The sequence below is a fragment of the Mesorhizobium sp. INR15 genome (assembly GCF_015500075.1).
Classification (GTDB): Bacteria; Pseudomonadota; Alphaproteobacteria; order Rhizobiales; family Rhizobiaceae; genus Mesorhizobium.
In genome coordinates, this window is sequence record NZ_CP045496.1 from 4,531,188 (window position 1) to 4,552,535 (window position 21,348).

General features: G+C 62.1%; 17 protein-coding genes. 8 read left to right on the forward strand and 9 right to left on the reverse strand.

Features of this window, described 5'->3' with window-relative positions; all coding sequences use genetic code 11:
- Positions 1-173 precede the first annotated feature (173 nt).
- A protein-coding gene (locus GA829_RS22090) for an IS3 family transposase (RefSeq protein ID WP_374940362.1) occupies positions 174-1,309 on the forward strand; the annotation gives its coding sequence in 2 pieces (ribosomal slippage) (positions 174-444 and positions 444-1,309; 1,137 coding nt in all).
- A gap of 609 nt (positions 1,310-1,918) precedes the next feature.
- On the opposite strand, the gene GA829_RS22095 is transcribed toward GA829_RS22090, so the two are convergent.
- From GA829_RS22095 to GA829_RS22110, 4 genes are all read right to left on the reverse strand, one after another.
- The gene (locus GA829_RS22095; RefSeq protein ID WP_195174763.1) at positions 1,919-2,881 is read right to left on the reverse strand and encodes an NAD-dependent epimerase/dehydratase family protein; all 963 of its coding nucleotides are present in this window, start codon (positions 2,879-2,881) and stop codon (positions 1,919-1,921) included.
- Between the two features lie 45 nt (positions 2,882-2,926).
- Positions 2,927-4,054 carry a DegT/DnrJ/EryC1/StrS family aminotransferase gene (locus GA829_RS22100; RefSeq protein WP_195174764.1) on the reverse strand — a complete coding sequence of 376 codons (1,128 nt, stop codon included), beginning with the start codon at positions 4,052-4,054 and terminating at the stop codon, positions 2,927-2,929.
- A gap of 1 nt (position 4,055) precedes the next feature.
- A complete protein-coding gene (locus GA829_RS22105) occupies positions 4,056-5,081 on the reverse strand; it encodes a Gfo/Idh/MocA family protein (RefSeq protein ID WP_195174765.1) in 1,026 nt (341 codons plus the stop codon).
- Between the two features lie 281 nt (positions 5,082-5,362).
- Positions 5,363-5,848, reverse strand: coding sequence for an acyltransferase (locus tag GA829_RS22110; protein WP_195174766.1), 486 nt, complete (start codon positions 5,846-5,848; stop codon positions 5,363-5,365).
- Between the two features lie 179 nt (positions 5,849-6,027).
- On the opposite strand from GA829_RS22110, the gene GA829_RS22115 reads away from it, so the two are divergent.
- The 4 genes from GA829_RS22115 to GA829_RS22130 all read left to right on the forward strand — a co-directional run bounded on the left by GA829_RS22115 (position 6,028) and on the right by GA829_RS22130 (position 10,768).
- A complete protein-coding gene (locus GA829_RS22115; protein ID WP_195174767.1) occupies positions 6,028-7,668 on the forward strand; it encodes a glycosyltransferase family protein in 1,641 nt (546 codons plus the stop codon).
- 348 nt (positions 7,669-8,016) lie between these two features.
- Positions 8,017-8,829: a polysaccharide deacetylase family protein gene (locus GA829_RS22120; protein ID WP_258051824.1), complete on the forward strand. Its 813-nt coding sequence runs from the start codon at positions 8,017-8,019 to the stop codon at positions 8,827-8,829.
- Entirely contained in the window at positions 8,826-9,797 is a 972-nt protein-coding gene (locus tag GA829_RS22125; protein ID WP_195174768.1) for a glycosyltransferase family 2 protein, read from the forward strand. The genes GA829_RS22120 and GA829_RS22125 overlap by 4 nt, the downstream gene beginning before the upstream one ends.
- A 5-nt stretch (positions 9,798-9,802) precedes the next feature.
- Positions 9,803-10,768 (forward strand): glycosyltransferase family 2 protein, encoded by a 966-nt coding sequence (locus GA829_RS22130; RefSeq protein WP_195174769.1) that lies wholly within the window; start codon positions 9,803-9,805, stop codon positions 10,766-10,768.
- A gap of 5 nt (positions 10,769-10,773) precedes the next feature.
- Here GA829_RS22130 and GA829_RS22135 read toward each other — a convergent pair whose 3' ends face one another.
- Together GA829_RS22135 and GA829_RS22140 are read right to left on the reverse strand one after the other, a co-directional pair.
- Entirely contained in the window at positions 10,774-11,862 is a 1,089-nt protein-coding gene (locus GA829_RS22135; RefSeq protein WP_195174770.1) for an acyltransferase family protein, read from the reverse strand.
- A gap of 21 nt (positions 11,863-11,883) precedes the next feature.
- A complete protein-coding gene (locus tag GA829_RS22140; protein ID WP_195174771.1) occupies positions 11,884-13,071 on the reverse strand; it encodes an acyltransferase family protein in 1,188 nt (395 codons plus the stop codon).
- A 627-nt stretch (positions 13,072-13,698) separates the two neighbouring features.
- Between GA829_RS22140 and GA829_RS22145 the strand changes: the two genes are divergently transcribed.
- From GA829_RS22145 to GA829_RS22155, 3 genes are read left to right on the forward strand one after another with little or no spacing between them, the layout of a single operon-like run.
- Complete coding sequence (locus GA829_RS22145) at positions 13,699-14,922, forward strand: DegT/DnrJ/EryC1/StrS family aminotransferase (RefSeq protein WP_195174772.1); 1,224 nt, start codon at positions 13,699-13,701, stop codon at positions 14,920-14,922.
- Between the two features lie 9 nt (positions 14,923-14,931).
- Entirely contained in the window at positions 14,932-16,608 is a 1,677-nt protein-coding gene (locus GA829_RS22150; protein ID WP_195174773.1) for an oligosaccharide flippase family protein, read from the forward strand.
- Positions 16,595-17,647: a GNAT family N-acetyltransferase gene (locus GA829_RS22155; RefSeq protein ID WP_195174774.1), complete on the forward strand. Its 1,053-nt coding sequence runs from the start codon at positions 16,595-16,597 to the stop codon at positions 17,645-17,647. Before GA829_RS22150 ends, GA829_RS22155 begins: the two co-directional genes overlap by 14 nt.
- 584 nt (positions 17,648-18,231) lie before the next feature.
- On the opposite strand, the gene GA829_RS22160 is transcribed toward GA829_RS22155, so the two are convergent.
- The 3 genes from GA829_RS22160 to GA829_RS36800 form a co-directional block, all read right to left on the reverse strand.
- On the reverse strand, positions 18,232-19,032 hold the full coding sequence (locus tag GA829_RS22160; protein ID WP_258051825.1) for a hypothetical protein: 801 nt from the start codon (positions 19,030-19,032) through the stop codon (positions 18,232-18,234).
- 185 nt (positions 19,033-19,217) lie between these two features.
- Complete coding sequence (locus GA829_RS36795; protein ID WP_258051826.1) at positions 19,218-20,126, reverse strand: glycosyltransferase family 2 protein; 909 nt, start codon at positions 20,124-20,126, stop codon at positions 19,218-19,220.
- A complete protein-coding gene (locus tag GA829_RS36800) occupies positions 20,093-21,319 on the reverse strand; it encodes a glycosyltransferase (protein WP_258051827.1) in 1,227 nt (408 codons plus the stop codon). The genes GA829_RS36795 and GA829_RS36800 overlap by 34 nt, the downstream gene beginning before the upstream one ends.
- Between the last annotated feature and the right edge of the window lie 29 nt (positions 21,320-21,348).

The following is a 21,348-nucleotide window of genomic DNA, read 5'->3' on the forward strand; positions in this document are numbered from 1 at the left end:
GCGAGTTCGGGCGGGTTTCAATCGGCTATCCCCTTGGACCGTTGGAATCTCTGAAAGCGATACCTGGTGCCCCGCCTGAAGTAGTTAGTGCCTGCCGAGCGGCAATCTGAGGTGGTGCCGGATTTTGAGACAGGGGCATAAGGTGGATCGCCCGATGAAGAGGACGATCCAGTATGAAGACACGCAGACGGTTTACGGCCGATTTCAAGGCCAAGGTTGCGCTTGAGGCGATCCGCGGCGAGCGGACGATTTCTGAACTGGCGACGAAGCATCAGCTTCACCCCAACCAGATCACGCAGTGGAAGCGGCAGGCCATCGAGAACCTGGCCAAGGCGTTCGACGACAAGGCCGCGGATGCGCAGGTCGGCCGGGAAGCCGAGGTAACGAAGCTTCACGCCAAGATCGGCCAGCTCGTGGTCGAGCGGGATTTTTTGGCCAAGACCTTCGATCGCTGAGCCTGGATCGGAGGAGAATGATGATCAATCCCGATCACCCACGGCTCTCGATCCGCCGCCAGTGCGAGCTTGTCTCGATCTCGCGGGCGTCATTCTATCGACAGCCCGTCGACGAGACGCCCGAGACCCTCAAACTGATGCGCGTCATCGACGAGGCCTTCATGGAAATGCCCTGGTATGGCTCCAGACAGATGGCGCGGCATCTGCGGCGTCAGGGTTGCTGCGTCGGCCGCAAGCGGGTCCGGCGGCTGATGCGCAAGATTGGCTTATCGCCGATCTACCAGGCGCCGAAGACCAGCACGCCGCATCCTCAGCACCGCATCTATCCCTACCTGCTGCGGCACCTGGCGATCGAACGGCCGGACCAGGTCTGGTGCGCCGACGTGACCTATATCCCGATGCGGCGCGGCTTTCTCTACCTCGTCGCCGTCATGGACTGGTTCAGCCGCAAGGTGCTCGCCTGGCGGCTGTCGAACACGATGGATGCCGACTTCTGCGTTGCCGCGCTTGAAGAGGCGATCGCCCGCTACGGCAGGCCCGACATGTTCAACACGGATCAGGGAAGCCAGTTCACCAGCTTCGCCTTCACGTCGACGCTGAAGGACGCTGGGATCCGCATCTCCATGGACGGGCGCGGCCGCTGGATGGACAACGTCTTCATCGAGCGGCTATGGCGAAGCCTCAAATACGAATGCGTCTTCCTCAGCGCCTTCGAGACCGGCAGCGAGGCGCGCAAAGGCATCGGTTCCTGGATTGACTATTACAATCGGCTGCGCCCGCACTCTACCTTCTCCGGCAGGACGCCCGACGAGGTCTATGCTATCGCAGAAATGACGGAGCTATTGGCGGCGTAGAAACAACCCCGATCCACCTTAGCCAAGCCGCCAAACTGTCTCACCAAGCGGGACCACCTCAATCGTGTCTGCCGCGAAGCCGCTCGGTGCCGTGCATGTAACCGTGGTTAGCGCTGGTCTAACACGCCAAGATACAGCCGAGCTGATGGCACCGATTAAGGTTCGAATACAGTACGCAAACCAAGGCCGCCTCCAAGTTCGACAGGCGGAAGTCGTTTGTCACCTCGATAAGGCGCGAAGGGTTGTTGCTGTAATATAGCAAGCAAGTGCCGACTGCCGAACCTCGCGCCGGCAAGGGATGGGGGGAGGCGAGAGCACCTGTTCATTTGGTGTGCCGTCGGAAATCGGGCGCTTCCTGTTGGGGACGAGCCGGTGCGTAAGACCATCGTTAGGCCGCTGATATCTCCGAGTGGCGACCACTACCGGGCGCTGCAACGCACGAGGCGTTGCCAGAAACGGTGAAAGACAATCCCGGCCATGATCCGCTGTTCATCAAATGGATTGGGAGGACCGGTGCAGCCTCCACGGTCGGGTAAGCGCGCCTGCGACGCTCGCGAAAAGAGTTTCTTCAGCGCAGCATTCGCCGCTTCCGAAAAAGCGGCCGGCATCCTAGCCGCGATTGGCGCGCCACCATTCGACCAGGCGGGTGAGGCCCTCGTCGAGATCGATGGTCGCCTTGAAGCCCAGCATCTTCTCTGCCTTTGACGTGTCGGCCAGTCGCCGCGAGACCGGGTTCACCTTGCGCTCGGGCCCGTACTCCGGCTGTAGGTTAGAACCCATCACGCGCAGGAGCGAGGCGGCCAGGTCGTTCAGGCTGGTCTCCACGCCGCTTGCGACGTTAAAAACGTCGTCCTCCACGTCCGATATCAGGGAAAGTACGTTGGCTCGGGCGATGTCATCGATATAGACGAAGTCCATGGTGGTGGAACCGTCGCCGAGGATCAGCGGCGGTTGGCCGGCGTCGATGCGGTCCATCCAGCGGATCAGAACCTCCGTATACTTACCATGCACGTCCATGCGCGGGCCGTACACGTTGAAATAGCGCAGCGCCACGTAGGGCAGGCCGTACATGTCGTTGAACGAGCGCAACAGGCCTTCCAGCATGACCTTGCTGGCGCCGTACCAGGTGCGGTTGTTGTACGAGTGGTGGCTCTCTTCGGTCGGAAACAGGTCGGCCAGGCCGTAGACCGAGGCTGAGGAGGCCGCGCAGATCTTCTTCACGCCCTTGGCCTGGGCGGCTTCAGTGACATTGTAGCTGCCGTCGCACATGACGCCGAGGGCTTCGCGAGGCTCGGCGGCGCAGGCGATGACCCTCAGGGTTGCCATGTGGATGACAGCGTCCATGCCGTCGGTCGCCTTGTGGACTGCCGCGACGTCGCGAATGTCGCCTTCGACGAGTTCGACGCGCGGGTCTTGCAGGGCGTCCTTGACGTTTTGCAGGCTGCCGCGGACCAAGTTGTCGAGGATCACGATCTTTTCCGGTGCGTGATCCTTCAGCAGCAGGTCGATGGTGGTCGAGCCGATGAGACCGCAGCCGCCGGTCACCAGGATTCGAGAGCCTTCAAGTTTCATTGTATTTCCCTGTCATCGGTTTGGATGCGCTTTTGCAGGCCTGTTTCAGGTCGAGCGCAGGCCCGTTCGTGAAACGCTTGCTTGCAATTTTTTGACGGCGGCCACGACCACGTCCTGCTGCTGCTCCGTGAACTCCGGGAACATGGGTAGAGACAGAACCTCAGCCGCAGCCTTTTCGGCGTGCGGGAACTGGCCCTGCTTGTAGCCGAGGTCCGCGTATGCGGGTAGCAAGTGCACGGGAGTGGGATAGTGGATGCCCGACTGGATCCCTTGAGCGTTCAGCGCCTCCTGCCAGCCGGCGCGTTCGGTCGTGCGGACGGCGTAAATGTGGTAGACGTGGCGCACATCGTCGCGGACGAAGGGGGTTGGCAGGCCGATGCCGGCGAACATGGCGTCATAGCGGGCGGCCGTGGCGCGGCGCTGCTCGGTCCAACGGTCCAGGTGTTTGAGCTTCACGCGCAGGACAGAGCCCTGAATGCCTTCTAGGCGGTAGTTATAGCCCTTGACTTCGTGGTGGTACTTCCGCTCGGCGCCCCAGTCGCGCAGCATGCGGACCGCCCGGTTATAGTCGGCGTTGTCCGTTGTCAGCATCCCGCCTTCGCCATAGGCGCCGAGGTTCTTGCCCGGGTAGAAGCTGAAAGCTGCCATGTCGCCGATTGCACCGACGCGCTTGCCCTTGTATTCCGCACCGTGCGCTTGGCAGGCGTCTTCCAACACCACCAGGCCGTGCTTCCTGGCGATGGCCATGATGGGATCCATGTCGGCCGGCTGGCCGTAGAGGTGGATCGGGATGATCGCCTTGGTGGCCGTCGTGACCGCGGCTTCGATACGGGCCGGGTCGATGGTGTAGGTCGCAGGATCGATATCGACGAGCACAGGGGTCGCGCCCGTGTAGTAAATGGCCGCGACCGTCGCCACGAAGGTGAACGGAGAGGTGATAACCTCGTCGCCCGGCCCGATCCCGGCGGCTAGCAGGCCCAGGTGCAGGGCGCTGGTGCCGGTGTTGACGCCGATGCCGAAGGCCGCTTGCGAATAGGCGGCGAATTCTTTCTCGAATTCAGCTACGTCGGCACCCAAGGTGAACTGACAGGTCTCCAGGGTGCGCTGAATGGCTGCATCGACCTCGAGCTTGATCGAGGTGTACTGGGTTTTCAAATCTACGAACGGGATCATATTAGGCAGCATCTTTGCGTCGCAGGTGAACGGTTTCGCCACGTCCGCGCATGGAACTGGTGGCGGCTTCGATGATCTCCACCACGCGCAGGCCAAGCCGGCCATCGGCGGTCGGAACCTTCTTTTGGATTATGCAGTCGATCCACTCTTGGCCGGCGATGCGCAGAGCCTCGGTGGAGTCGAGCTTGGGCGCCCACATGTCGCCCGTGCGGTAGCCGACGCGCATCTCGTGGATCTTGGCCGGGTCGTCGGTGAAGGACACGCCCTTGTCGTAGACCTTGACCTTCTCGGAGGGCTCCAGATCGTCGTAGGTGATCATCTTGTTGGAGCCGCCGACGAGGATGTTGCGCACCTTCACGGGAGCCAGCCAACTGACGTTGATGTGCGCCATCATACCGGAGTCGTAAAACAGCGAGATGTAGGCCAGATTTTCCGGGGTGCCGGGGAAATGGTTGATACCGCTGGCTGAAACCGCGTTCGGATGCTCTTCGAACAGACGGTCGATGATCGCGAAATCGTGGACCGCCAAGTCGGAGATGACGTTCACGTCCTTCTGAAAGAGGCCCAAATTCACCCGGGTGGCGTCGTAATAATAAATCTGGCCGAGGTCGCCGGCGGCGACGATATCGCGCATCTTCCGTACCGCACCCGTATAGATGAAGGTGTGGTCGACAATCAGGGTCAATCCCCGCTTGTCAGCCTCATTGACCAGCATCCTGGCCTGAAGCGACGTTTCGGTCATGGGCTTTTCGAGCCAGAGATGCTTGCCAGCCTTCAGCGCCGACATGCCCAGTTCGAAGTGGCTATTGACCGGCGTCGCCACGGCGATGGCGTCGATCTCGGTATCCTGGAACAGGGACTGGACGTCCCTGGTGGTCTGGACACCTGGATAGCGGCGTTCCACCAACTCGCGCTTTTTGGGATCGAGGTCGGCGACTAAGCGGACCCGGGCATCGGGGAGCTCCATGAAGTTGCGCAGGAGGTTCGGCCCCCAATAGCCGTAACCGATGATACCGATATTGATCATTGTGACGTACCCTTCACTCCACCCCCGCCCACCGGAAGCTTGGAGGCCCGTTGGGCCTGTCGTTGGTTGAGAAAGGATGCGCCAGTTGATCGTTCAATGTCGTGCCATCTCGACCGCTTCAATTGCAGTTTGAAGCCGCAAAGTCGTACGGTCACTATGGCCGTTGGGTCATCAAGACCTAACCAGGATCATCCAGCCAGGCGAGGGCAGGCGCTGGAACTACCTCAAATGATCCCGCTGATTACACCAAAGATCGCAATTTGGTACGCCGGCAGGGGGAGTCATCCAGCCCTTGGGGTCCTTACGTCGCCGACCACACGGGCCGGCACGCCAGCAGCGATGGCGAAGTCGGGAATGTCACGGGTGACGACGGCGCCGGCACCGATCAGTGCCCGCTCTCCGATGGTCACTCCCGGAGTGATAGTGACGTTGGAGCCGATGGAGGCGCCCTTCTTGACCAAGGTTGGCTCGACCTTCCAGTCGGATTCACTCTGGGCGCTCCCGTCCAGGTTGGTGGCTCGGGGAAGGCGGTCGTTGGTAAACATCACCCCGTGGCCGACGAATACCTCGTCCTCGATGGTGACGCCCTCGCAGATAAAGGTATGCGAGGAGATCTTGCAGCGCTCGCCGACATAGGAATTCTTCTGAATCTCGACGAATGCGCCAATGCGTGAGCCGGTACCGACCTCGCAGCCGTAGAGGTTCACCAGATTGGGGTGGTGGACGACGACTTCGCCACGTAGCACCACACTGTCCGAAATCGGCATCGCTTCCCCCTAGAGCTGTCTGTCTCGCGCCATCGCGTGCAAATCGGCCTTGGCGGGCCGCTGAAAGATCGGATGGCAGCGGTGGGCAATAGTTTTTATGGAACCTGCCTTGTCGCTTGGCAAGCCTTGGCCACTCGGGATAACAAGTTTTAGGGCAGGCTGCGACCGTGGGGGGAAGGATGCCGAAGACGATGCCATCTGAAACCGGGGTCTTCGAGCCCGAGGTAACGCGTATGCGTCACAACTACGAAGAGTTTCAAAGCCTTCGTGGTGAGGCTGAGCGCTGCCTGGGGGCTGGCGACCTCAACTCCGCGGCGGCCTATGTGGAGGCGGCGGTCACGCTTGCACGCAAGCGGCACTGCGGCTTCTATCGGTCCGAGCCGGTTGAGCAAATACTGATCGAGATCGCGCGGCGGACACTCGCCGCGAAGGCCGAAGCTGCGCGACCGATGCGGACGAAGGTCGGCCGCGTGCTGCATGTGGCCACCGTTCTGAACGAGGTCGGCGGCTTGACGCGGATGATGCGCCGCTGGATCGCGGCCGACGAGGGCCGTCATCACTCCCTGGCCCTGTTGCGTCATCCCGGGGCGCCGCCGCCATCGGTACGCCAGGCCGTGGAGGCTCGTGGCGGATCTATCCATGTGATCGGCGCGACGCGGGGCGGGCCGGTAGAATGGGCCAGCGCGCTCCGGAAGTTGTCGCTCGATTTCGACCTGGTCGTCCTGCACGTCAGCAACGAGGACCCGACGCCGGGCATAGCCTTCTCCGACGAGCGCAACCGCCCGCCCGTGGTGCTGGTCAACCACGCCGACCACGCCTACTGGCTCGGGCTCTCCGTGTGCGACCTGATCGCCAGTTCGCGCGTGTCAGGCGAACGTCTGGTGGTGGAACGGCGTGGGATCCCGGCCCAGCGTCACGCCATCCTGCCGATCCAGATCGATCCGCCGATGCGCAAGCACAGCCGGGCCGAGGCGCGCCAGAGGCTCGGCCTTCCCGCAGACGGGCCGCTTCTGGTTTCCGTGGCCCGCGGCTTGAAATACCGCACGATGGGCGGGGTCTCGTTCGCCGACATGCATGTCGAGACACTCCTTGCCCGTCCCGACGCGCGGTTGTTGGTCGTAGGGCCGGGCGAGCCGGCCGACTGGCAAGAGGCCATAGCGGCCACTGGCGGGCGCATCATGGGGCGACCGGAGACGCCCGATCCTTCGCTCGCCTTCGAGGCGGCGGACATCTACGTCGATTCCTACCCCTTCGTATCGATTACCTCGATGCTGGAAGCCGGCGGACTGGGCGCGCCTTGCGTGACGCTGTTTCCCTATCCGTCGGATGCGAACGTGATGAGTACCGATATGCCCGGGCTGGCGCCGACCATTGGCTTCGCCACCTCGATGGCGGACTACAACCGCATACTGGTGGACTGGCTCGCCGACCCCGAGGCCCTGCGTCGGCGGGGGGATGAGACGGCGGCCAACGTCAAACGGCTGCACACAACGCCGAATTGGCTCGAAAGCCTGGAAGCGCTTTATGCTAGGGCCCTGGCGATTCCCACGGTCACGCCGCTGCGAGGCAAGCGCGCGCCCGCGCACGAGGAGTTCTGCGACGGTTATCCCGATATCCTGCTCAACCGGGTGTTCGGTGAGTCTGACAGCATCGAGGCGATCCTGAAACGTTCTCTGCGCCTGATGTCGCTGCCGGAACGTCTGCGGGTATGGCGGCGCCTGGCGCGGACCAAGACCTTTGACGGGCCTTGGGACGCGGCCCGCAACCTCTTGCCCGAATGGCTGCCCCGGTTGGCTAGCCAGCTGAGGGGCGGCGGCTAGATGTGGGGTTTCAACAGCATGGTTGCCCCGGCGGGCAGGTCATAGGCTGCGTCTGCAACGTCTCGACCAAAGCCTGATCGATCTTCCGGCGGGACCAGCACCACCTTATTTCGGTACCACAACCTTGAGCACGATAGCCTGAAGTGGGCTGCCAGTTCGTGCAAGCCGTCGCGCTTTACACCTTTTGATTTAGAGCCTTACCTTTTTCTTCTGAATGAACAATTCCGTTCGACGTGATAATGCTTTCGGGCGCTTGGGTTCGAGGTGGTAGCGTTGGCGCTGGATGTCATCGGTGGCACAAGGCTTGCTGTTCGATACTGACAAAAGAACAGAGGGCGAAAACTGGAAATGCTCACGGGAGCACCGAAGATTCTGAAGCGGGCTGCCCGCGCTTTCGGTGTCGAGAGGCGGCATCTGGTCGGCCCACGCATGGTCCTCGAACGTGAAGGCATGTCCGTCCTTGGCCGGCGCGTATCCCGTTCGGGAGGCCGGATCCTGGCCTACCACTCGGTTGGCCAGCCGCTGATGAATCACAACGACGTTCCGCCGAAGCTGTTCCGTCGCCAGCTGGAGTGGGCCGCAGCTTGGGGCTACCGATTCGTCCCAGCCTCGGAGATCGCGCGCACGGGGGGCGACCCGATGGACCTCGCCATCACCTTCGACGACGGCCTGCGCAGCGTGTTGACCGAGGCGGCGCCGATCCTGAAGGACTTCGCTGCGCCGTGGAGCCTCTTTGTGGTCACCGACTGGAGCGATGGCGGTTCGCCCTGGACCACCAACGAGGTTCTGGGCTGGCGCGACCTCGAGCGTCTGTTTGCCGACGGCGCCGAAATAGGCAGCCACTCCGCGACCCATCCCGATTTTGGACAGCTGGACGGCCCCGCAGCCCGCTACGAACTGGACCGCTCACGCGCTATGATCGAGGCCCGGCTCGGCTTTGCGCCGACGTCGTTCGCAATCCCGCTCGGCCAGTCGGCCAACTGGACGCCGGTCGCCATGCGAGAAGCTAGGGCATCAGGCTATGATCTGGTCTACGCACAGGCCGAGGAGACGCGTCCGGCTGGCACCATCGCACGGACCTTCATCACGCGCTTCGACAACAAGCGGGTATTTTCGGCGGCTCTGTCGGGCGTCTTCGATCGGTGGGAGGAGTGGGGGTGAGTCAGGCGCGCATCGTTTCGGTCGTCGTCCCGACCCGCGACCGTCCGCAGTTACTGGACCAGGCGCTGGCGAGCATCCGCGCGCTGGAAGGCGCGGACCTGAGGTTCGAGATTCTGGTTGGCGACAACGGCTCCAACCACGATGCCACCGGCACGGTGACGAAGGCCCACGGCGCGCAGCACCTAATCGTGACGATTGCGGGCGCGGGCGCCGCGCGCAATGCTGCAATGCGGGCGGCCACCGGGGAGTTCCTGGCCTTCCTCGATGACGACGACGTCTGGACCGAGCAACATGTAAGGCCGCACTTGCAACTCTTCGACCGCCAGCCTGAGGTCGAGGCCGTCTTCGGTCAGGTGGTGATGGCCGATCCTGATCTGCGGCCGATCGCACGTCCCATCCCCGATGACGTCCGCTCCGACGGCGACCATCTAAAGATGATGCTGGACGGCTATTTCCCGCAGATCGGCGCCACGATGGCTCGTATAGGGGTACGTGACGCCTACGGTTATTTTGACGAGACCCTGATGGCCGACCAGGACTGGGACTGGCATTTGCGTGTAGCCGGCGGAGGGCATATGGAGCATGTTGCCGTGCCTTGCGTCTTGTTCCGTCAGCGTCCGTCGGGGTCCTACGATGCCTTGGTCCTGAGCCGGATTCCATATACGCGCAAGGTGTTCATGCGGCATGCCATTCCCGTCTGGCGCAAGTGGCGCTCGCCGAAAGCGTGGCTGCATTCCTATTTTGCTACCCTCTTGGGATTCTACACCTATTTCGCCGATGCGGCCGTGCAGCGGGCGGCCAAGGGGGATGCGAAGGGTGTGCGATTCGCGGTGCGTCATGCGCTGCTTGTGTTTCCGTTCCGGGCGGCAAGGCAGCTCGTAATGCCGACGCCGTTGCGCGCGGCGTTCTTCTGGTCGATCGGCCTGGGCGCCCGCCCACCGGCTGCCGAGGACGCGGCGCTGGACTGATGGGCATGGAGCTTAAGGATCGGATCGGCATGCAGGACGCCAAGGACCCGCCGAAGGTCAGCGCCGGTGCCCTGGTCATCAGCATCGTCATCGCCACGCACAACCGCAGCCATGACGTCCTGGAGAGCGTCGACGCCCTGCTGCCACAGTGCCGGGGCCAGCCGGTGGAGGTTATCGTCATCGACAGCGCCTCGGCGCCGGCGCACGCCGAGGTGCTGGAGACCCTGAAGGCGCGCGAGGGACTGAGCTTCATTCGGCTCGATGAGCCCGGTGTTGCCCGGGCCCGCAACGCGGGTTTCGAGGCAGGCAGGGGAGAATGGATTGCGCTGTTGGATGACGACGCCGTGCCGCGCCCCGGCTGGGTCGAGGCGGCGATCACCTACGCGGCCCGCTGTGACGTCCAGACCGCCATCCTGGCTGGGCGGGTGATCCCACACTGGCCCGACGACGCCGGCCGCCTTGAAATGCACCCGAGCCAGCTCGGGCCGCGCGCGCGCCTGTTATTGTCGGTGGTCGATGAGGACGGCTTCCTGGACACGACGGATCATCCCATCGGCGTCGGCGCCAACATGTTGTTCCGCCGCAGCGTGCTAGAGGCCCATGGTGGGTTCGACATCACGACCGGTCGGGTCGGCTCGAACCTGGCCAGCGGCGAAGAGGCCCAGATGATGACCGACTTGATTGGCGCCGGCTATCGTTGCTGGTACTCGGATGCCTTCGTAGTGGACCACAAGGTCCATGCTGGCCGTCTTACGCGCGCATGGCTCACGGAGCGCGCCCGCAAGGAAGGCGAGGTGGAACTAAGGGGCTTGAAAACGCCAGGCCAGAAGATCGCGCGCGCAATCAAGATGCTCATCGCCACCCCGATACTGGCCGTGCTCCAGATGCTCGACCGACCCGAACACGAATATTACCTGCGCCTGAACCACAACCTTGGCCTGTTGCGAAAGCTGTTGGCCCCGGCAAACTGAGGGGCTCAGGCGGCGGCCGGCGCGGCTCTCTGCGTCGGCCGATGAGCCCAGGCCATGATTGGTCGTTCAAAGAATCGCCATGAGACGGTCGCCAGGCCGATGGTCAACACAAGTTCGATGGGAGCCGAGATCCAATCCGGCGCTTCGAATACGACGCCGAACTTCCGGGCCGCTGCCTCGATGTCATAGAAGTGCACGAACTCGTGGAAGATGTAGCAGCCATAGCTGATGCGCCCCAGGCTGCGCAGGGGCCAGGTCTCCAGAAAGGCGACGAAACGCGAGGCCTGATCCCCCGCGATCTGGAAGACCAGAAGCGCGGCTGTTGCCGCGACTGCCGGCGCATAGAGGCGCCAGACGATCTCGTCCTTGAGGACAGTGAGGGGCGCGATGAGAAGGGCGAGCGCGGCCATGGCCTGGGCCGGCCTGGAAACTAGCCATGCCGGCACTCGCCGGTCGAGGTTCAGTCCTGCCAGACCGCCCAAGGCGAGATAACCAAAGCCGGTCATGGGATTCAGGCCGATGACCTTGGCCGATACTCCTGCCCATTCGAGGCCCACCTCAGTGACGAGACCCAGAACCACGAATGCAACGCAGATGTGTCCGGCGGCCTTGCTGGGAGTGAACAGCAGCAAAGGTGCAAACAACAGATAGAATTGTTCTTCGATCGCCAGCGTCCAGAAGTGGTTGAAATGGCCGACCCAGTGGCCGGTGGTCAGCACATAGATGTTCGTGGCGTAGAGCAGCATGGCTAGGCGCGCGCCGCCTTCGAAGCCATCGAAGTGAACGAACAGCGACGCGATCAGGAAAAAGCCGATCGTCGCGTAGTAGACGGGGAATATCCTGGCCGAGCGCCGAAGATAGAAGCGCCCCAGACCCGCAAGCGTCGTCGTCTCGCCCGCCTCGACCGCCACCCGCGTACAGGCCAGGATCCGGGTGATCAAGAGGCCGCTGAGCGCAAAGAAGAGCATTACCCCGTCGCCGCCGAGCGATCCATACGTGCCTTCATGGAACTTGTGGCTGATGAATACGAAAATGAAGGCGATCGCGCGTAGGCCGTCGAAACCCTTGATACGGCGTTTGTCGTCGAGTCGCATCGGCCGTCGTCCCGCGTGCCTCTATCGCGTGGCCGCTTGCCGGCCCGAGGACAAGGCGTCGGTCGCGCTGCTGGCTTCGGCGCCCTCCCGCGCGGTCAATCTGGCGCCCAACCGCAGGAGCGGCCGCTCGAAGAAATGCCAGGAGAGCGTCGCCAGCGCAACGGTAATGAAAAGCTCCAGGGCGAGTTGCACGATAGGCGGCCCGTCAATGTTTATGTGCAGCTTATGGAACACCGCCTGGACCTCGTAGAAATGGACGAACTGGTGCAGGATATAGAAGGCATAGCTCACCCGGCCGAGCGAGCGCAGCGGCCACAGGCTAAGGAAAGCCACGACCGGTGTCCGCTGATTGCGGGCGATCTGGAAAAGGAACAGGCCGGCAAACGTGCAGGTCAGGGGTCCCCAGACGTTCCATGAGTCCCGGAAGTATCCGAAGACCAGCGGGATTGCGATCAGCGTCAGGCCAGCCGCCGCCTGAGCTTGCGCACTCACCAGCCAGGCGGGCGGCTTGACGTTTTTCAAGGAGGCGACGAAGCCGCCGACGCCGAACATGCCGAAGGCGATCAGCGGATCAACGTGAATGGCGTTCGGGTGGGCCTTCACCGACACGAGCCAAGCCAGCGTCGCCGCGCCGGCTAGCATGAAGCCGATGCAAATCCGAACCAGGTATTTGCGCGGGGTGAACAAAAGGATCGGCGCGAGGAGCAGGTAGAATTGTTCCTCTGCCGACAGCGACCAGAGGTGACCGAAATGGCCGTGGTCCCCAGTCGGCGTCATCTCGATATAGATGTTGGTGCCGTAGAGGGCGTAGATCGTCGCTTCCATGCGCGAGAAGCCGACGAATGAGGTGAACAGCGAACCCAGCGTAAAAACACCGAGGCAGGCGTAATAGAGCGGGAAAATGCGCAGGCTGCGTCGCACATAGAAGTCACCCATCGACCGCCAGCTCGACTGGGTCCCGGCTTCGACCTTTCCGCGCATCTCCGACAGGATCGAGGAGATGAGCATGCCGCTGAGCACCAAAAAGACCCAGACGCCGACGGAGCCATAAGAATCGTGGTGCGGCAGGGTGGTCTTGTGACTGATGAAGACCATCAGGACGGCGATCGCGCGCACGCCGTCGAAGCCGGCTATACGGCCTTCCGCCGGCCGGACAACGACCCGGGCCGGCCGGCCGGCGAAAATCGCGCTCTGATCAATTGTTGTCATGGATCAATACTCGAGCCGATGCTCCGCAACCGAAACATGCTTCCAGGCCGGGCTGTCAGACTGTCTGCATTATAAGCGCCCAACCGTTTGTGACATCAATTCGACCAGAAGGCGTAGGCGTTTGAGCGCGACCTTCCAGCATGCATCTTGACAAGCCTGCCCTTCGACTGGGCTGGGTGTTCACACGCATTTACACAATCCACAATTGTTGCCTGACTAGCCGGTGAACGCAGGATAGGTTCCAGATTCCTGTAGACCGGCCCAAGGCCAGTCGCTATTTCTGAATTCCCTAGTATTGCCGTTAATGTATATTGTCCAAGGACCGTTGCTCTCGCCGTACACAGAGCTACCTTACCGGTAGGCCCGACACATTCTGGCACCCCCGCCGAAGTGTCGGGCCGCTCATTGCTTGCCCATTGCAATGGTGCCGGAATGTTGTCTCCGAGCCTGCCCGCTGACCAAAAGCGGTACGCATTTCGTCGGCCAGACCAGATATCCCGATGCGTCCGGCGCCGGTCGTCGCTGTCTGCATCCCACAATAGGACAAGGTGAGCGACCGGCTTTGTCATGATACGACGATTGGTACTTGTCGCGCCGAGGTAGGTCTTTCGTTCTGAGGATCCTGACATGATTCCGATCATCAAGCCCACGATGGGTGAGGCAGAGGCAGAGGCAGCGCGCCGCGTCATCCTATCGGGCTGGGTCACGCAAGGCCCCGAGGTCGCGGCCTTCGAGACAGAGTTCGCCACCTTCACGGGCGCGCCGCACGCTGCGGCCGTCTCGAACTGCACCACGGCCCTCCACCTAGCCCTGCTGGCGGCCGGGGTGAAGCCCGGCGACGAGGTGGTCACGGCCAGTCACTCCTACATCGCAACGGCCAATTCGGTGGCCTATTGCGGCGCGATCCCGGTCTTCGTCGACATCGATCCAACCACCTACAACATTGACCCGGCCCTGATCCAGCACGCGTTTTCGGCCAAGACCAGTGCGATCCTGATCGTTCACCAAATGGGCTTGCCCTGCGACATGGCGGCTGTGGTCGACATTGCCAAGGCCAAGGGCTTGCCCGTGATCGAGGACGCGGCCTGCGCCAGCGGCAGCGAGATATTCTGGGACGATCAGTGGGAGAAGGTCGGCAAGGTGCACGGCGACGTGGCGTGCTTCTCCTTCCACCCGCGCAAGATCATGAGTACCGGCGATGGCGGTATGTTGACCACCAAGCACGCTGACTGGGTCGCCAAATTCAAGTTGTTGCGCCAGCATGGCATGAGCGTGCCCGACACGGTCCGCCACGGCTCGGCCCAGGTGATCTTCGAGACCCACCCAGTGCTTGGTTACAACTATCGGATGACCGACATCCAGGCCGCGGTTGGCCGCGAGCAACTCAAGCGCCTGCCCGGCATCGTAGCCCGCCGCCGCGCGCTGGCCGCCCGCTATGCCGAATTGCTCGGCGAGGCGCAATGGCTGGGCCTGGTGCGCGAACCGTCCTACGCGCGCACCAACTGGCAGAGCTTCTGTGTGCGTCTGCCGGACTCCGCCGACCAGCGCACCGTCATGCAGGCCATGCTGGATGCCGGTATCGCCACCCGGCGCGGAATCATGTGCGCCCACCGCGAGGACGTCTATGCCTCGCAACCCCTGCGCATGTCCCTGCCGGAGTCGGAGGCAGCCCAGGATCATGCCATCGTCCTTCCCCTCTATCCCCAGATGACCGATGAGGATCAACAGAAGGTCGCCTCGACCCTGATCAAGGCCACACGGGTTCTAAATCCACGGCCCATGACTCCAATTCTGGAATTCAGGCGAGATATGATGGCGGTCCCACACCGAGGGCGGTCTCTTGGAAAGTGAGCGATAGGAATGGCGAGCGTCCGGCGCGCGGTGGTCGCGGTCTATTTCGAGAAATACGCCACCCTCATCCTCAATTTGGCGACGCTGTACGTCTCGTCGCGGTTTTTGACACCCAACGAAATCGGCGCTGCCTTCCTTGGCGCCAGCCTCGTCGCGCTCGCCGAGGGGATGCGGGATTTCGGCGTCACCAACTACATCGTCAGCGCCGAAAAGCTCTCGAAGGCAGAAATACGCACGTCCTTCACCATGATGCTGGCGGTCGCCATCGTTCTAACGACCGCCTTCGTCGCGACGGCGGGTCTCTATGCCGACTTCGCCCACGAACCGCGTCTGGAGAACTTTGTCCGCACCGTGGCGTTCGGCTATCTGTTCTCCAGCGTCGGCTCACCGATCGTGGCTCTGCTTCGCCGCGACCTGAAGTTCTGGAACATCGCGGCCATCAACCTGGGGTCAGCCCTGGTCGGCAACATCACCACCACTGGCTTGGTGATGATGGGCTTCGGCTATATGAGCTTCGCCTGGGGCTCGTTGAGCTATCCGCTCTCCACCTTCGTCTTTGCCATCCTCATGCGCCCGGACCTGTCCATCTTCCGGATCGAGTTCACCAAATGGCGCGAGATTCTGGCGTTCGGCGGCTTCAACACCGCGACCGGCCTTCTGACCACCCTCGGGGAGGTCATTCCGACCTTCATGCTGGGCCGGGCCAGCGGCACCACCGATGTCGGTCTCTACAGCCGAGCCCAACAGGTCACGCAGATGCCCAGCCGCCTGGTCATATCGGCTATCTCCGCGGTGGCCCTGCCAGGGTTCGCCGCCCATGCGCGCACGGGACGTCCCCTCAAGGCCCCCTATCTCAACGCCGTCGCTAGCCTGACCGCGTTCCACTGGCCGGGCCTGGCGATGGTCATCCTCTTCGCCTATCCCCTGGTGCACGTCCTGCTGGGACCGCAATGGGACACCTCCATCCCGCTGGTGCAGGTGATGGCGGCGGCCACCATGCTCTGCTTCCCCGTCCCCCTGATGTTTCCGGCCCTGGTAGCCGCCGGCGGAATCCGAGACACGGCCAAGGCCTGGATCATTTCCCTGCCGATCACCAGCCTGATCATGATCCTGGCGGCCCAGCATGGCCCCTTTGTCCTGGCGCTCTCGATCTTCGTCACCACGCCGATCCAGGTGGGCGCTGGCCTCTGGTTCCTGATGCGCCGGCTAAAACTGAGCGTCGGCGAATATCTGCGCGCGCTTGTGCCCAGCGCCGCCGCTACCGTCGCCACGGCGCTGGGCCCGCTTGTCGTCATCGGGCTGAACGGCTTCGACATGAACATATCGGTGTTGCAGGCGGTCTTGGGCGGCGGGCTTGGCGCCGTGTTTTGGTTCCTGGCCATGGGCTTGATTCGTCATCCCTTCGCCTCCGAGCTGGCCTATCTGCTGGGGAGGGCCCAGGCCCTGGCGCCTGCGCGCCTGCGCGCTCCCTTTGCCCTCATCCGGCGCTTTCTAGGCGACGACACCGAACAGGGACAGGCGCCTGTGCCGGCCCATACGGACAGCGAAATCAATATTCCGCGCCGTCAGGGCGGCGTGCAATCTGTTTGGTCTGTGATCAAAGGGCGACCGGCCGCTTCTTCGAACGATCGCCTGGATGGCAGACAAGCACGCACCGCAGGGGGGTTGGGTGATGAGCCACTCTGACGCCATCGATTCGGAGGGCGCGAACGCCGCCGGCTCGGATTTCAAGCGTGCGCTAGGCTATGTCGCCGCGCCCGCCGTGATCTCCGCTGCCCGCATCGTCACCCCCTTGACGACGCGGGGCGTTCACATCGCCTGGTTTGACGTCTGGAACTCGACCCTCGACCAGGCCCTGGACGCCCTGCCGGCTTTTCCCGGCTGCGATCGCGACCTTTATCGTGAACTCACCCAGCCTACGAGCGTCCGGAAGCGCCACGCCCTGGCGACGGAGAACGGCCAGCCGACCGCGCTCATCTCCCTGCGTCGCCGCCGCCGATACTGGGAGCCCGTCGCCTATCAAGCGCTTTCCGGCGTGATCGCGCCCGCGTCCTCTCCCGCCGCCCTTGGTCGGGCGCTGCACGCCTTGGGCGTCGAGGTGCGGATCGAGGCGGGGCTCGACAAGAGCGTCGTGGATCTCAATCCGCGATCCTACTGGTCCCCGGACAACTACCGCATCGACCTGCAGGGCGACTATCAGGCACGGTGGAGCCGCAATCACCGCAAGAATGTGCGCAAGGCCTGCCAACGTTGCGACGAGTTCATGCGGCTTCGCGTCGACGATGTGGGCGACCTGGAATGGTGCTGCGCCCAGTGGGGCCGCGTGTGGGAAAGCAACGACGCCGGGGAGACGGTGGCCGCCGAGGACCGCCTGCGGTTCTGGCGCGCCTTCATGAAACGGCAGACCGCCGACGGTCCGACCCAGTTCCACACCTTGGCTCTGCTCGACGGCGATAGGCGCACGGCCGGCACCGTCCTGATGTGCCAGGCCGGCATCGTGCTCGGCCAATGCATCGTCCGCGACCCCGAATACGACAGCTTTTGGGTCGGTGTCCGCATAATGGAGGGGTCGATCGAATGGGCGGCAAGCGCTGGGCATCGCCACTTCGATCTCGGCTCCGGGCAAGACTACAAGCAGAGTTGGGGCGAGCCCGTGGCGGGGCGTTATGGTGCGATCTTTCGCCCACGTGCGGTCAGCGCGCTCTATCGGTTGGGGCTTCTGTGACTTCGCTGCGTGAATTCAATTTCGTTTGAACAGCACAGTGACAGTCGCTTGTTGAGCGAGCCGGCTCGAACTTGCATTATCGAGAACGGCGACCGACCCACTGCCAGTGATGCCCCGGAAGCCGAGCAGGCACTTCACCGATGAGTGCCACAAAGCCGGGGAAAACAGCTCTGGGAGGTTTGTTTCAAAGTTGCTAATATTACCACTGATGCCCAGCCGGCACGCCATCCCTCGGAGGCGGTTAGGCCGGACGGTCAGGAAGATTGTACGCCAACAGGCTGTCGGGCCGTTTGAGCGGATCCGCCACCTTGCCGAATGAGCCCGCGCGGCCCGGCGCCGGTGGGGTTGGGGCTAACGGCGCCGGGCCTGACCGGCAGGATCCACTAATTTCGCGCGCCGGTGACATCGAGATATATGCTATTGATTATATAAGAAGAATTCATCCAAACGAATGACGAAGGGGTAGAGGGCGCCGCGTGATTGGCAACTGGCCTACCCCGAATTGAAACAGCAAATGTCGGACCTGCATGCCACGTTGTCAGCTAAACCAGGCTGACGCCGCTTCATGCTTATTCGAGCTACGCTCAAGAAACCCCCAAAAGCTCGCCTAAGCGGAGCGGCAGGATCGGAGAGATTTGCAACTCGGCGCAGCTCTCGTTCCATCGCTGCAGATGCTCACCGACGGGAATTCCGCTGCGGTCAGGCCAGCGGTTGAGAGCGCCGAGCGCTTCTATGCAATCAGGAGCCTGGTCGTATTCAGCGAGGATTGTCAGGCTCATTGCCTGCGCGAACGGATTGAGACCGGGAATTTCGATCTCCCTGCGGTTGTTGGCGAACCAGGCGGCGGCGTCGCGGGTGAGGCCTTGGCTATGGGCAAGGGTCGCATAGGCGCGAACAATGTTCTGGCGATATTGGGCGATGGCGTCACCGAAAGCGTTATCGCCGACGAACGGTGGATTTTGTTTCCAGCCCTCCGCCAGACGTCCGAGGCCGCGCAACGAGAATGCTTCGACCATGGCTTCCTCAAGCCATTGGCAGGGTGCCTTCGGCTCGGCGTCGGCTTGCCAACTGTTAGCAAACACATGGCCGAGTTCATGGCCGAACTGATAGGCGAGCTTCGACCAGTCCCGCTCGCCGCTGTCGACTATGATCCACGCCATATCGCTTTCGTCTGGATGCAGCCAGATCACGGGTGGGCCGGAGGTACGTTCGTCGACACGCAGTCGCGTCGGCTGGCGGTTGGAAACGAGGTGGAGGTCGTGCAGGCAGGCATGTCGCATCCGCTCGATGACCTGAGCGACGGCGCCTTCCAACATGCGGCCCCAGTCACCGGCAAGCTCGATCGGTGCGGTGATGAGCGTCGTAGAGATAGGCTCAGGAGACATCGCTGCCGATCTCTTTTCACGAGCGCCCGAAAAGCCGCACCCCCCAGCGTTAGACACAGTGCGGGTGAGCCCGCAGGCAATGTTAACAGGATATCGCCGCCTTATCATCATTCCCTGATGCTTCGACGAACGATGCGCTGTCCTAGTGCTGAATCCTAAAGGTGAGATGAGGTCTTCTAACCCCGCTACCGCGACCCGGCAATCAAGCGCATCGGATGGAGCGGCACGGGCGAGTCCCGCTCGGGGCGGGCTAGCCCAGATCTGGGCCTGGAGGCGGTAGCGCCATCCAGTATGGGGGTATCGCCCGCGTCCCGCAAAAGCTCTCTCGCGCGTTCAATCCCATCACTCACATGATATTCATGATCGCCGAAGGTGATGTAGCCATAGACCTGCCGGTTATCCAAGTACTGTTGGATTCCGGCTTTCCTGGCACTATCGGCAAAGACAATGTACTCGTAGCGAGAGGTCTCATCCTCATACGTCAACTCGTTCAGCACGTCGGTCCGGATGAGATAGGTGCAGTGCACGAGCGGCATTTCGATGACGCCTCGCACGTGACGATTAAGCACCCAGGAATATTGATCGCACTCGATATAATAGCCGTTACCATCAATCTCGGCGTGGTAGTTGGAATAGTATCGATCCGGAGAAATGGAGCGCAGCAATGGAGCAACGATAGGAAGGTCGAGCGCCACAAGCTCTCGCAGCGTGGCTGGACGCACGAAGTTGTCGACATCGGCGACGAAATAGAAATCGCAGTGGTGCTCCGATGTTTTGGCCAAGCTCATGTTGCGGAGCCGTCCAAGTACTTTGAAGCGCGTCTCATTCCACTCGTGCTCGCGAAACTGCTCAACCCGTTCGACGACGTCAGAGGCGTCCATCTCAACCGCCGCGTACAGGTGGCCAACGCGCTCCACCCATTGACGCAATATGCGCTCGGTTTTGTCCGTGTTGTTGTTGGTTCGTATGTAGAGGACAATCGATTCTTTCGGATAGTCGAGCGCCTCGATGCACTCGAGGTAAAGCGGCAGTGCGGGTTCCTTCTGTTTTGCCAGGATCGCTACGAGAACGCGCGGCATGCCATGCAGGCGCATCGCAGTGAACGCTGCAGGACCAGCCTATGCTGGTCGAGCAGGCTCTCGGCGCCAACCTTGCCCAATGCACGAGGCTCGCGCACCTCCAATTTGTCTGAGGCGAAACGCGCATTGGCTGCCACGCGCTGTACCATGTGACTGGGCAGCTTATCTGAGGCCAGCAATTTTAGGCAGGCATCGAGTGACTCTCGATAGGCGCCAGCCCAGTATGCGTTAACGGCAAACTCGTCGAGCAGCCCATAGTCGTATACCCATCCCTGCACGAAAAGTCCTGGTGGCTTGTTGATGTTCAAACCGCGCCGGGCATATTCCTGCCCCTCCGCGTTCCTGCTCCGGTCGCGGCAGTAACGGCTTGCCGCATGCAGGGCCTCGGCGCGGGTAGGCACCATCTGTGTCGCTTGCTCGAACACGGCGACCACCTCTTCGAATGGCTGGTCGAGAGCTGCCATCAAATTACCCGCCTCGAGAGAACTTACGTAGATTTCCTCGTTCCAAAATCCTTGTTTGGTACGCTGCAGATAGTGTTCCAGCGCTTTTTCACGTTCACCGCAGTCCCTGTAGCTCTGTGCCAGATAAAACGTATAGCGCGATACGAGGAACGGGTCGGCTTCGGTTTTCAGCACATTTTCCAACGCCGCCGCGTCGTCTTGATACTTTCGCGGATTTTGACTGCGCGCCCCACCGCGTCCCGTGGCGATACGAAATCCTCTGGCATCCTGCCGAGAGATCGGACAGGCCGGGGCATCGAGATATTCATGCAGCACGCCCTTGAAGGAGAAGGGGAGCCGGTTGCGGCAGATCTGAGGTCGGTAGAATAAAATATCGCCATGGGAGACTTCAACATTGTACAAATCCTGGTCCATCAGCGACTTGAATGCGATCGGATCGAAATCGGGATCGAGGATCAGCACATCGTCGGCATCGATGATCATTGCATAGTCGACCTCGCCGACTTCGCGCAGTCGCTCAAGGGCGAAAGTCCTGTTGTATGCGAAGTCTCGCCAAGGCTCGTCAATAACGGCTCCCGGCACATTGCGCGCCGTGAGAAAGCCTCGGATCAGTTCCTGCGTGCCATCTTCGGAACCCGTGTCGATGATCAACACATAGTCAACAATGGGAAGCGCGCTGTCGAGGCATTTCAGGATGACCTTTGCCTCGTTCTTGACGATCATGCAGAGGCCGATGGTGCTCATGCTATTTCCTCGTTGGAGCGGCATTCGCT